This window comes from Vibrio aestuarianus, from assembly GCF_028858425.1.
GTDB classification, from domain to species: Bacteria; Pseudomonadota; Gammaproteobacteria; order Enterobacterales; family Vibrionaceae; genus Vibrio; species Vibrio aestuarianus.
The window spans coordinates 90,215-102,824 of record NZ_JAKNYQ010000002.1 but is presented as its reverse complement, the minus strand read 5'-3'; the positions used below and the strand labels follow the sequence as shown (position 1 = coordinate 102,824).

Annotated in this window: 10 protein-coding genes; 3 read left to right on the top strand and 7 right to left on the bottom strand. The window is 43.8% G+C overall.

What is annotated here, in order from left to right:
- Positions 1 to 56: 56 nt before the first annotated feature.
- Together MCT08_RS14180 and MCT08_RS14175 are read right to left on the bottom strand one after the other, a co-directional pair.
- A complete protein-coding gene (locus MCT08_RS14180; protein WP_274678706.1) occupies positions 57 to 2,603 on the bottom strand; it encodes a glycosyl hydrolase family 18 protein in 2,547 nt (848 codons plus the stop codon).
- Positions 2,604 to 2,918: 315 nt separating this feature from the next.
- Complete coding sequence (locus tag MCT08_RS14175; RefSeq protein WP_168524357.1) at positions 2,919 to 4,316, bottom strand: tryptophanase; 1,398 nt, start codon at positions 4,314 to 4,316, stop codon at positions 2,919 to 2,921.
- 403 nt (positions 4,317 to 4,719) lie between these two features.
- Between MCT08_RS14175 and MCT08_RS14170 the strand changes: the two genes are divergently transcribed.
- Both MCT08_RS14170 and MCT08_RS14165 read left to right on the top strand, forming a co-directional pair.
- Positions 4,720 to 5,349: a DUF2057 family protein gene (locus MCT08_RS14170; protein ID WP_053311605.1), complete on the top strand. Its 630-nt coding sequence runs from the start codon at positions 4,720 to 4,722 to the stop codon at positions 5,347 to 5,349.
- A gap of 303 nt (positions 5,350 to 5,652) precedes the next feature.
- Positions 5,653 to 6,189 (top strand): GNAT family N-acetyltransferase, encoded by a 537-nt coding sequence (locus tag MCT08_RS14165; RefSeq protein WP_168786955.1) that lies wholly within the window; start codon positions 5,653 to 5,655, stop codon positions 6,187 to 6,189.
- 34 nt (positions 6,190 to 6,223) lie between these two features.
- On the opposite strand, the gene MCT08_RS14160 is transcribed toward MCT08_RS14165, so the two are convergent.
- The 5 genes from MCT08_RS14160 to MCT08_RS14140 form a co-directional block, all read right to left on the bottom strand.
- Positions 6,224 to 7,612, bottom strand: coding sequence for an SLC13 family permease (locus MCT08_RS14160; RefSeq protein ID WP_274674728.1), 1,389 nt, complete (start codon positions 7,610 to 7,612; stop codon positions 6,224 to 6,226).
- Between the two features lie 207 nt (positions 7,613 to 7,819).
- A complete protein-coding gene (locus MCT08_RS14155; RefSeq protein WP_053311603.1) occupies positions 7,820 to 8,665 on the bottom strand; it encodes an alpha/beta fold hydrolase in 846 nt (281 codons plus the stop codon).
- 110 nt (positions 8,666 to 8,775) lie between these two features.
- Positions 8,776 to 9,027, bottom strand: coding sequence for a DUF2999 family protein (locus MCT08_RS14150; protein ID WP_053311602.1), 252 nt, complete (start codon positions 9,025 to 9,027; stop codon positions 8,776 to 8,778).
- A gap of 102 nt (positions 9,028 to 9,129) precedes the next feature.
- On the bottom strand, positions 9,130 to 9,837 hold the full coding sequence (locus MCT08_RS14145) for an SDR family oxidoreductase (RefSeq protein WP_261918474.1): 708 nt from the start codon (positions 9,835 to 9,837) through the stop codon (positions 9,130 to 9,132).
- Positions 9,837 to 11,381, bottom strand: coding sequence for a cryptochrome/photolyase family protein (locus MCT08_RS14140; protein WP_274678705.1), 1,545 nt, complete (start codon positions 11,379 to 11,381; stop codon positions 9,837 to 9,839). Before MCT08_RS14140 ends, MCT08_RS14145 begins: the two co-directional genes overlap by 1 nt.
- 190 nt (positions 11,382 to 11,571) lie before the next feature.
- Here MCT08_RS14140 and MCT08_RS14135 point away from each other — a divergent pair, with 190 nt between their 5' ends.
- Entirely contained in the window at positions 11,572 to 12,528 is a 957-nt protein-coding gene (locus MCT08_RS14135) for an AEC family transporter (protein WP_053311729.1), read from the top strand.
- Positions 12,529 to 12,610: the final 82 nt, after the last annotated feature.

Genomic DNA, 12,610 nt, shown 5'->3' with positions numbered 1-12,610 from the left:
ATAAACAAAAGAGCCTCACACAGTGGTGAGGCTCAAATTAAATAGAAAATAAGGCGTTAGTTTGTGGAACAGTTGGCTAAACCGACTTCCTTCCATACCCCCCAAACTCCGGTTGTTGTCGGGTCTTCACCCGTTGTCCACCACTTAGCTTCCCACACCTTACCAGCCCAAGAAACTTGATTGCCACCAGTATAAACCGAGCCTTTATCCCATAGGTTGTCACACGTTTCTCCACCAGAGGCTTTCTTTATCACTACAACTAAAGTGCTGGCTGAGGAGCTTGCTTGACCATCGCTGACAGTGACCGTGAAGTTCAGTGTGGTGTCTTGCGTATACTCAGCAGCCACAAAAGAAACAATTGAACCTTGGACTGTCGCATTCAACCCCGTAGGGATCTCCCATGCAAAGCTCAGTTGGTCTTGCTCGGCATCACTTGAGGCGCCGGCATCAACCATCACAACATCACCAGCATTGACGCTATTCGGTGCTGTCACGACAGCAACAGGCGCTGTATTTACAGGTTCTGTAATTTTCGGGTTGACCGTAATGCTCACCAAGTCAGAAGCCTCAGCGCCTTTATCATCGGTGACGGTTAGCTTAAAGATGAAAGTTTGCGCTTGAGTTACGCTCTCAGCTTCAAAGCTAGCTTGAGCGCTATTAGCATTAGTGAGCGTAACGGCTGACCCCGCTGTTTGTTGCCAAACATAACTGGCAATCATACCGTCACTGTCTTTTGATGCTCGACCATCCAGTGTCACAGAGACTGGCCCAATCACGGTTTGATCAACACCAGCATTAGCCGTTGGTACGCGATTAGCCGGCGGCGTTGTACTTCCTCCTGCTAAGCCTTCATGCATTGCGTTGAGAATATCACCATTATCAGCATCGATTTCCCAAGAGAAAAGACCCGCTAAACCTAAACTGCGAACATAAGCCCCTTTCGCTTTTACTGAGCGATCATCATCAAAGGTAATTAACTGACCAGTGGTGCGGTTCCAAACCCAAGGTGCTTCGGCTTGCTCATCATAACCATACTCAAAACCATTAATACCAGTGTTGTTTGGTCCTAACATGAATGACTTAATCCCTTTGTAGTCAATCACCCCATCTTCCCACACGCCTTGAGCCGTCGAGCCTTTCAACTTGCCGTTAGCCACACCTGTCATAGGGTCTGTCGGGTCACTCATTGAAGCTTGAGTTACTCCTTCCCAACCGCGACCATACATCGCCGCTCCTAGTACGAGTTTATTCGCAGGGACACCTTGCGCTAAAAGTAACTGAATGCCGTTATCTGAAGTATAAGCAGGGCCAGGGTAAGCTTTACCAGCTTCATCAGTACCCGTCCCATCACATTGACCAGGGCGCATAAACGAACCACAATACAAAGCAGTTTGATGGCCAAGGACATTATTCCAACCTCCATAGAAGTCATAAGTCATAGCGAAGATATAATCCATGTACTGGATAGCTTCACCATAATTTACATCTTCAATTTTATCGTGACCGACACCAATCGCTGACGTCAACTCATAGCTGCGCCCTGTTTCTGCTTGTAGTTCATCTAACATCGCGCGCAATTCCCGCATTAGCGCAATGTAAGCAGGACCATCATTGACCGGATCGCCTAGGTTCGATGCTTGACCACCACCACCAGGAAATTCCCAGTCGATATCAACTCCATCGTAAAATTTCCATGTTTTAAGGAATTTCTTCACCGATGCAACAAAGGTGTCACGGTTCGTTTTGGAGGTGAAATCAAAGAAGGGATCAGACAATGTCCAGCCACCAATCGAAGGGATAATTTTAAGATCAGGATTGCGCTGCTTAAGCGCCATCAACATCGCGTAGTTTCCTTTGATCGGAGAACTATATTGATGCCCTGCTTGTGGAAAACTCTTTTGAAATGCTGCCCAAGGATCATGAATAACCACTTCATAATCGTTTACGCCATTACAGGCTGTCATCAGTGCATTGTAACTATTACCACCCACAGATTTAACCGATTCGTTCGGACCACAAATAGGAATAAACCCGTAAAGAATGTGGGTCAAATTATCAGCAGGAATATTGTCGACTGTGAATTCTCGACCATAAATACCCCACTCAACAAAATACGTGCCGACTACGGTATTTTTATCGGTATTGTATGTTTTATTGTTTGAATCCACATTCATCGCAAGTGGCTTCAGATGCGAGCCATCAGTATCGGCAATGGTAATCTCAACTGGCGAACTTTTACTACAACCAGTAGCATCACACGCTTCTATTTCCATTTGATACAAACCGCCATGTGCATAGTCAAAACTTGCGGTGGTTTGACTGCCGGAAATCGGCCCAGTAGCTACTTCCAACCCATCAAAATAAATTTTATAAGTGTCGCCAGTGATACCGCTCCATTGGTTAAACTTAACCGTAATGGTCGCTTGGTCATGATATTTGACCATTTGGTTGTAACCGGCCGTGGTTTCCATAGCCAATTCAATTTTAGAAAACTGTAGATTGTTCGACCCATAAACGTCAACGCTAGGGGTCGCTGGTGCTGCTATTGCGGCTCCTGACAGAGCCAGAGCAATACTTGCAGAGCACAAAGTAATACGATTCATATCTATTTCTCTCATTCCTTGAATGTTTCACTTACCTGATCTTCAGCTAAGACATTGAAGAACATCAGCATCAGTATTCACGAGACTTATTTTTTTTAACAAAAGAATAAAAACACTTTACGAGTGATGATGAGAAATTTGTAGGAAGGATTCATCGTGTTACATCTTAAAAGCAATTCTGAGTCAGGAAATTAGAATTTTGACATAGCAAGGTAGATGAATTTAATTTTTTGCGCTAACAAAGTCTAATTGCGCAGTGGAATATCATCCATTGACCGCAAAAAAGCCCTCGCATTGAGGGCTCAAGAGATTGCTTTATAACGGTTTAAAACGAGCGGTAAAATGTCTTAGCACTGGTGGTTCATATTCGAAGGTTAATCCTTTGAATTGTTCAGCTCGCCGCTTAACTTCAATCAATGCATCAGCAACATAGTCCATATGATCGTTGGTATAAACACGCCGCGGGATCGTTAAACGCATCAATTCGAGCTCGGCGGCTTTTTGCTCTCCGGTTACAGGATCTCTCCCCAGCAGTAAGGAGCCAATTTCAACAGCTCGAATCCCCGCTTCTAAATACAATTCATTGCACAATACTTGGGCTGGGAATTGCTCAGGCGGAATGTGAGGCAGTATTTTTGCCGCATCGACAAACACTGCATGTCCGCCAGTAGGGTATTGGATTGGAATTCCGGCTTCTTTCAATCGCTCCCCCAAATAAGCAACTTGACCAATGCGATAATGCAAAAAGTCTTCATCTGCGGCTTCATATAAACCACGTGCTAATGCTTCCATATCACGACCCGCCATGCCACCGTAGGTCACAAATCCCTCCATTGGCACACAACGTGTTCTCACTGCTTGGAACAACTCTTCATGATCACGAATACAGCACAAACCACCAATATTCACCATTGGATCTTTCTTCGCTGACATCGTCAACATATCACCGTATTGGTACATTTCACGAATGATCTCCAACATGGTTTTATCTTGATAACCCACTTCACGTTGCTTGATGAAATAAGCATTTTCACAATAACGAGCAGAATCGATGACCACAGGAATATCGTATTTAGTGGCTAGTTCGTATACCGAGCGCATGTTGTCCATAGAAACCGGCTGACCACCGGAGCTATTGCACGTGATGGTGGTAATAATGGCGCAAATATTTTCGCTGCCATACTGTTCAATCGTAGTTTGCAATTTATCAAGGTCAAAATTGCCTTTCCAGTCATAGGGGGTGGTGGTGTCAAAAGCTTGATGAGTGACAACATTAACCGCTTTGCCACCATTCATTTCAATGTGACCAGCCGTGGTATCAAAGTGATAGTTGGAGATAAATACCGGGGTTGTGCCTCCGCGCACCTGCTTCATTCGCTCAATCAAGGCTGGGAACAAAATCTGTTCTGCTCCGCGTCCTTGGTGAGCAGGCACCGTCAGTTTATAGCCGAAGAAATGCTCTACAGCAGCGCACAAATTATAGTAGTTACGGCTACCTGCATAAGATTCATCTCCTAACATGAGTCCAGCCCATTGATTGTCACTCATGGCTCCAGTTCCGGAGTCGGTCAGAAGGTCGATATACACATCGTCGCTACGCAGTAAAAATGGATTATAACCAGCAAGTTCTAAAGCTTTTTCACGGTCTGCCAAAGTAGTCATTTTGATAGGCTCAACCATTTTTATGCGAAAAGGTTCTGGAATACGTTTCATGCTTAATTTCCTTTAGATGATCAAATTTAACCGCATTAGCGGCATATCAGTTTGAAATGGGGGTTGATTGGCTAGAAATTAGGCGAGGTGATCAAGCTTGCTGAGTAGCGATAAGCCGTAATCGAGGTTATACCACGGTGACAACACTAACGTGCTGTCGAACAAGTGGATTTGTCGCATAGCGTTATCTCATGGTGGTTACAGGTGCAACCAATATAGACAATTGTTAGTTATTAGAATGTGAATATGCACCCAATTCTTTCGATCTCTTCTATTGTTTGACTCACACTTGACGCAAAGACGTAACAATTTGAAGAAACTTAATGGCTTATTTCACATGAGACTTGCTTTTCAAACTAAGTAGCGGCAACCTCTTATGATATCGCTTGCAAGGATAAAAATAATGAACGTAATAAAACCTCTATCATGTGCTTTAGCCATACTGTTTAGTGCTTCAGCACTGGCAACTGTTACTCTTGAAATCCCCGATACGATTAATCTGCTAGTTGTGAATGGTAAGAAACCGGATACCGCTGGTAGTATCTTTTCCTCGACAAAAAGCGTTGAACTTGCTGATGGTGAACAACAAATCGTATTTCAGTACGAACCTTATTTTTCTCAGGGTAATGACCGAATCATCGTCGAAAGCGACGTCGTGATCGCGAAGTTCACAGCAAAAGATGCAAAATTGAGTTTTGATATGCCTCAATACCGTGATGCCAACCGAGCGCAAAAAGGCATTCAATCAATGCAGTGGTCGCTAGTTGATAAAAATGGTCAAGCGGTTGAGATCAAACAAGATCGTCTGCTGAAGGATGGATTCCAGTTTAACCGTGATTATTTCCGTGAAGCTGATGACTACAACCGAACTGGCGGTATTGCTGCCGTCGGTATCACCAATGTTACGATGCTACAAAACGAGATTACGCAGTCTAAAAATGCACAAAATGCGGCAGAAGAAATGCTGCATTTTTGGTACGACAAAGCCGATGAGGAAACCAAAGCGCGCTTCAAAGCTTACGTAAATCAATAGCCGCTTCAATGTGAGCTCCTGTCTGGAGCTCATTACAACACGCAAAATTTGCCTACTAAAATTATCATTTCTATAGCTATCGATTGCGATATTTTAGCCTCATCGTACCTTTGTTTTTCTATCATATCGATTAATGGCTAAAAAACTAACGGCTTACGGTAACATCCGACACCAATCAAACCTTAACTAGAATGTGAGTATCTTTTGCGTTCAGCCTGGATCAACCGTTGCAATTTTGCTAGCGTGAATAGTACCGATAAGGAAATGAAAACCTTAAAAAAATAATAAGGATAAATGGTCATCATGTTCAGTCTTAGCATTGATAGCGAACTCAAACTCGCCCTAATAGAAAGTTCATTTGCTCCTCTTTATGTGGAACTCGTCCGTTCACAACAAGATTACCTTTCACAATGGCTTGCTTGGCCGCCACACTGTCAAACAGAACAAGATTTTCAGACTTTCATTAAAAGATCACTGCACGATTATGCCGAAGGAAAAGCCATGACATGTGCGATTTTTTATCAAGATCGCTTAGTTGGCAACTGTAGCTTCAATCAGATTGACTATAACCTGAGCAAGGTAACTATTGGTTATTGGCTATCACAACAAGAACAGGGAAAAGGCATTATTAGCCGGGTGGTCAAAATGCTCACTGATATTGCATTCAACACCTTAGAGATTGATAAAGTAGAAATAGCAACGGCCGTTGATAACCGACCAAGTCGAACGGTGGTGGAACGTTTAGGCTTTAGCTATGAAGGAACAATTACCAATAGTGAAAATCTCAATGGCCGAATTGTCGATCACGCCATCTATGGGTTAAAACGCCCAACAGCCTAATTTATTAGGCGGAGCATAACACTCCGCCTTGTCATTATGCCCAGAACAACATCGCAATGACGGTCAGTAAGCCGATACAAGCAATATTGAGCAACATTCCTACACGCATCATTTCACTCTGTTTTATATGTCCCGACGCAAATACAATCGCATTCGGTGGGGTCGCAACAGGCAACATAAAGGCGCAAGAGGCCGCAACAGCAATTAATACCGATAAGATGACGGGAGAAATACCAAAAGCCTCCGCCACACTCGCAAACACAGGAATTAACAATGCTGCACTGGCGGTATTACTGGCAAATTCTGTCAAAAATACCACGAAAACAGCGATAACTAGCACAATGAAAAACAGACCAAAATGAGAAATCAACGCACTCAATTCGTTCGCTAAGAAAACACTGGTGCCAGTTTGCTTTAAGACATTACTTAAACAAATACCACCACCAAATAATAGCAATACGCCCCAGTCAGCGGTCTTTTCAACATCTTTCCAATGCACAACGCGAGCAAAGTTGACCAAAACAATCGCCCCTAAGGCAACAATCGTATCGAATTTAGCAAACCCACCTAGCATTGCATTCAATGGCTTACTAAAAATCCAACAAAACACCGTTAAAGCAAAAATGCTTAGCGTAACCACTTTGCCTTTATCCCATTCAACCGGAGTTCGATTTAACTCAAATTCGCCGTTCAAATCGGGCTTCAACGCAAAATAGAGAATAGCTATCGCAACCGGTAACATGATGGCTGCCGTTGGCGCTCCAAATTTCATCCAATCTGTAAACGATAAACCCACTTCAGCCGCAGCAATCGCATTCGGTGGACTGCCGACCACTGTTGCAATACCACCGATACTGGCACTATAAGCAATACCTAGCAGCACAAAAACATAGGTCGAGTGGCCACGATCTTGGTCAACTTTACTCAGTACACCTAGCACTAATGGCAGCATCATTGCAGCCGTAGCGGTATTACTGATCCACATAGATAGGCCTGCTGTCACACCAAATAGCATAAAGACAGCAACACTCATTCGGCCACGAGCCATAATCAATACCTTATCGGCAATGACCTTATCTAAACCTTGGCGATGCATAGCCGCAGCTAACGCAAACCCCCCTAAAAATAGAAAAATAATTGAGTTCGCAAAATTGTTCAGTGCTGTCTGAGTATTAAAAACCCCAAACACGACCGCCATGATTGGTACCAATATCGCTGTCACAGTTACGTGTAATGCTTCCGTTAGCCAGAGCACGGCAATAAAGGTTAACATACTGATACCCAAGGCAATTTCAGGCTCCACTGGTAAGTGGTTGTACATCAAAAAGAACAACACCATATCCGCTAGGATAATGAGGCTGTTGCGGTTAAAAAACCATTCTCGGGTATTGGAGGGTAAAGGGACACTATCGTTTCTATTCATTATTATTTTCCTTATGAGGGCCTACTGGCATAAATATCATCACATAGATTCAAACAAGGAGATAAATAATCATTGCAAAATTGTTAACCACATCAAAGGCATGGTTAACAATTTAACACATTGAAATAAATAGAAAACATTTAAATAACAATCAGTCATGGGTCGTTGCCGTGAATTGTATTTAAAACGAACAATTTTTTACAAGACTTATATTAAGCGATCGAAAGCTAACATCACTTCTTGGCATTTCATCACACGTCCATGCCCTTGGTTTTGAGTCGTGATCAATGACACATTCGCGATTTCTTGTGCTGCTTTTTTGGAAACGGAGTACTTGGTGAACTTATCACGCTCGTCGTGAACAATCATGGTTTGGGAGTCACGCAGAGCCAATTTTTGATAGGGGTCTATCGACTGAATCGGATAACGATATTGCTGTTCAACTTCAGTAACAACGGCTTCAAACAATTTCATGGAATAGCCTGATCTCGCCACACTACCAAACAAGTTATCAAGATAATCGAGCACTGGTGCGATCAATAGCATTGGCGTATGAGCAATTTTATTGTGACGACATTCCAAAGCCGCTGCGGTACCCATACTGTGGCCGACCACACCCACTACATTATCAACACTATCTAATATCGTTTCTAACCCGCCAACGAAGGCAGGAATATGCCCATGTATTCCATCACTTTCTCCATGAGCGGGGTGATCATACGCCAAAGCCGTGAAGCCTCGCGAAGCAATATGTTCCATTAATGGGTAAAACTGACTCGCTGTCCCAGACCAACCATGGGCCAATACCCAAACTGGTCCAGTGCCCAATTGATAAGTCTTGAGCGTTCCTTCGTGTGACAACACACTACTTTTTACCAGTCCTTGCGGCTCTTGGTTTTTCGGTTGAGTCCTTGCAGGTGTAAGCAACAAACGTCGTGCTACTTTTTTAGCATGGGCTGGTGCAACCGTATGATGAAGACGGGTAGTTACATTGACCAACGTGCGCTTCAAGCTAAATTTGCTTGAGGTATTAAAGTAGATTTTCTCACTCACTATCTTTCTCCTTGCGCCTTAAAATCAAACGCTCCTAATATTTTAAGGCCAAAAAAGGTCGTCAAAACATATCCGGTTGACGACCTCTTACGATTGCATTGTCGGTAGACTTACTTTTGAAGTCGCTCTTTAGCTTCTTCGACTTTTGAGAAGTCCAACCCTAACTCTTGTACCGCTTCTTTAATCAAAGCTGGGTTTTGCATCACCTGCCCCATCAACAGTTGAAGTTTATCTTGAGGTAAACCCAGTTGACTGATGGTTGCCATCGCAGCAAACGGATTTTGGGTCAATGTTTGGAAAAGCTCGTTGATCTGCTCGTCGCTGATATTGTTCTCTTTCAACATCGCAAGAATCGGGTTCATAGCACTACCTTTTAACTACTAAATGAAATAGAAGGTCAGTCTAACATTTGGCTCTGCTCAGTTGTACTAAGAACTCACATCAACGCTTTCTGCGTGTAGGTACTACCATGGCAACGACTTTCCATCGTACGCCCAAAATGAGCCACTATCTTGCACGCTGGCTTTCTCTATTAGGCCAATCAAATCATGGGCGACACGTTGCGGCGTAAATAACTTCCCCGTAAGAACATTGGCCTGAAATGGCGCGGATAAAGCGGTATCCGTTGTACCAGGATGAAGTGCTAGCACCACACCATGTTTAACCATGCGTTGCCATTCAATCGACATGGTTTTTAGGAACATGTTCAGCGCGGCTTTTGAAACGCGATAACTGTACCACCCACCTAGCTGATTATCTGAGATGCTACCTACTTTGGCAGAAATGGTCGCAAATTTCGGTGCAATACTGCGTTTAAGTATTGGGGTGAAGTGCTTTGCTAGCAGCACAGTCGGCAATGTATTCACTGCCATGGTTTGTTGAAAGAAATCACCATCTAATGCATTAAGACTTTTCTCTGGTCCTTTTTCTTGAGTATGCAACATGCCCACGCAGTTAATGACCCAGTCTACATCATTCAGTACCTTACTCAGCGCTTCTACTTCATTTTCAACACTAGCATCAAGTTGATGCCAAGTTACTCGCTGATGGTGCCAATCAGGTTGAGTGCGATGATATGTGGCTTGGATCTGCGTATCTGGAAACCGAGCTACAGCCTCTTGTACCATCGCTAAACCAATACCACCATTGCCACCTACGATCACAATTTCCATTACAAATTCTCCAAATTCGCGATGTAATATTCCGCCGTATCCAAAATCGCTGTACGTTGCTCATGTTCCATATTGTCCCATGAACGAAAGATCATCCCGATACGAGGATTGCTCGCAAGGCGTGTTTGATGCTTATCCATAAACCGCCAGTAGAGGCTGTTAAACGGGCATGAACCCTTTCCGCTGCGGACTTTGTGGTCATAGTGGCAACTTTTGCAGTAATCACTCATTTTGTTGATATAAGACCCACTTGCCGCATAAGGTTTAGTGCCAACAATTCCTCCATCGGCAAACAGTGCCATCCCCCGAGTATTGGGCATTTCTACCCACTCTATTGCATCGACATAAATGCCGAGATACCACTCATCGACTTGATCAGGGTTGATTTCCGAGAGCAAACAGAAATTTCCGGTCACCATCAAGCGCTGGATATGATGGGCGTAAGCGTAGTCTAACGACTGTTTAATCGAATGGTGCATACACGCCATCTTGGTTTGCCCATTCCAGAAAAAGTTTGGCAGTTTTCTATTCGCATCCAGCGCATTTTTCTTCGGATAATTGGGCATGTTCGCCCAGTAGATACCCCGAATGTACTCACGCCAGCCTAGAATTTGCCGAATGAACCCTTCAACCTGAGAGAGATCAATATCAGGGTTAGAGTAAAAGGCGTTAAGTGATGCCGTGATCACTTCTTTGGGGTGCAATAATTTAGTGTTGAGCGAGAAAGACAACCGGCTATGGTAAAGGCTCCATTTAGCCTGATGTTGACTGATCATTGCATCTTGGAAGCGGCCAAACAACGGCAAACAAACTTGGCAAAAGTGGGCAAGTAAAGACAAACTTTGACAGCGATTAATTGGCCAGATCAACTCACCATTTAATGACCCAATGGTGTGAATATTATGCCGCTTTAACCGTTCAGTAATATGCCCAACATCCCGTCTAAATATCATGGGTTGAGGAAGTAGTTCGATATCGTTCGCTTTTAACTTGTTGCGGTTGTTGGCGTCATAATTCCACTTCCCGCCCATAGGTTTGCCGTCTTGCATCAAGATATCGAAGCGCTTGCGCATTCGACGGTAAAAATACTCCATCATGACATGTTTACCCTGCGGGAACTGCTGCTCAATCTCCTCAAACGGCAGTAGAAAATGCTCGCTATCGACACAACGTATCACTACATCAGTAATCTTCAAGTTGGCCATTTGAGCCAGTAAGCGGTATTCATCTGGGCGTTGGTACTCAAACTTACTCGCCCCCACGTTAGTCACGTAATGCTTAAGCATTTGATCAAGGTCGGCAAATGACTGAGTATCATCAAGCGTTAAATGCAACACCTGGTGCCCCTCACTTTGCTTCTCTTGCGCAAACTGTTTCATCGCCGAGAAGAAAGCACACACTTTTTGCACATGATGAGTAACGTATGTGTTCTCTTGCTTGAGTTCTGCAATCAAATAGAGGACCTTATCGTCAACCTGCTGAAACCAAGAATGTTCACTGTTGAGTTGATCACCAAGAATCAAGCGAACCGTTTCAAATTGCATTAACCCTTCTCCACGCACTTATCTGCCACTACAGGTATTTATATTCCATAAACGGTTTATTACGAGCCACCAACGCCTAGAGATCATATTGAAAGCATTGAATAAAACTTGAAATGCTGCAAATTCTATTTTTAAGTCTTCGCGACATGTGGAAGAATGGTTCGGTTGTGATCAACTTCAAGGGATTGATATGGCAGGTATTATCGAACAGCTTCTGTTTTCAGCATCTATTACAGGCCCAATCTGTTTGATGTTGGTACTAGGGGTGATACTTAAGCGCACAGGGTTGATTAACGACAACTTCATTGATGTTGCCTCACGCATCGTTTTTCAAGTCACACTACCTGCGATGCTATTTCTGAGTATCGTCAAGTCTGAGCATGACTTTGCTTCAAGCGCGACGTTGGTAATCTATGGGCTATCTGCTAATTTCTTGTTTTTCTTATTCACGGTGGTGTGTACCAAGAAAACTTTTCATCGCTCAGAAGATCATGGGGTGATCATCCAAGGTGGCTTTCGTGCCAATACCGCGATTATTGCGCTTGCTTATGTGGCCAATGCCTATGGTGAGCCTGGCCTAGCCTTAGCGGCGATTTATGTTGCCGCGACGACCGTGCTTTACAATATTCAAGCAGTGATAGCCCTGACTCCACAAGGTGAGAGTACTGGCATCAAAGCGGCGGGGGTTATCGCAAAAACCTTAACCAAAAACCCACTGATTATCGGTATTTTGCTAGGTGTTATTTGCTATTCTCTTTCACTGCCAATCCCTAAAATGGTGACCGACGCTGGCCAATATTTCGCCAACATGACGCTACCGTTGGCACTACTGTGTACTGGTGGATCTCTAAATATTGGCTCGTTGAGAAGTGATAAAGCTCCTGCTTGGTTTGCTACCGGCTACAAACTGGTGTTAGCTCCTTTGCTGATCACCTCTGGTGCTCTATTTTTTGGGTTTAGAGGGCTGGAACTCGGTTTAATATTTTTGATGAGTGCCTCCCCCACCGCCGCAGCCAGTTATGTGATGGCAAGAGCTATGGGAGGTAATGCAACATTGGCCGCCAACATCATTGCACTGACAACTGTGTTTTCACTGTTCACCTGCACGTTAGGAATTTTTGTGCTGTCGAGCTTGCAACTAATTTAATACTAGCCTGCGCTCACAAATCAAAAAAATAAAATGCTGATTATTCAAACAAATATTAAGTTTTACTGGAATTTGAATGGCG

What these genes read in the sequence shown, in the direction of transcription:
- MCT08_RS14180 (WP_274678706.1), bottom strand. Translation starts at nt 2,603, where the DNA reads ATGAATCGTATTACTTTGTGCTCTGCAAGTATTGCTCTGGCTCTGTCA.
- MCT08_RS14175 (WP_168524357.1), bottom strand. Translation starts at nt 4,316, where the DNA reads ATGAAACGTATTCCAGAACCTTTTCGCATAAAAATGGTTGAGCCTATC.
- MCT08_RS14170 (WP_053311605.1), top strand. Translation starts at nt 4,720, where the DNA reads ATGAACGTAATAAAACCTCTATCATGTGCTTTAGCCATACTGTTTAGT.
- MCT08_RS14165 (WP_168786955.1), top strand. Translation starts at nt 5,653, where the DNA reads ATGTTCAGTCTTAGCATTGATAGCGAACTCAAACTCGCCCTAATAGAA.
- MCT08_RS14160 (WP_274674728.1), bottom strand. Translation starts at nt 7,612, where the DNA reads ATGAATAGAAACGATAGTGTCCCTTTACCCTCCAATACCCGAGAATGG.
- MCT08_RS14150 (WP_053311602.1), bottom strand. Translation starts at nt 9,027, where the DNA reads ATGAACCCGATTCTTGCGATGTTGAAAGAGAACAATATCAGCGACGAG.
- MCT08_RS14145 (WP_261918474.1), bottom strand. Translation starts at nt 9,837, where the DNA reads ATGGAAATTGTGATCGTAGGTGGCAATGGTGGTATTGGTTTAGCGATG.
- MCT08_RS14140 (WP_274678705.1), bottom strand. Translation starts at nt 11,381, where the DNA reads ATGCAATTTGAAACGGTTCGCTTGATTCTTGGTGATCAACTCAACAGT.
- MCT08_RS14135 (WP_053311729.1), top strand. Translation starts at nt 11,572, where the DNA reads ATGGCAGGTATTATCGAACAGCTTCTGTTTTCAGCATCTATTACAGGC.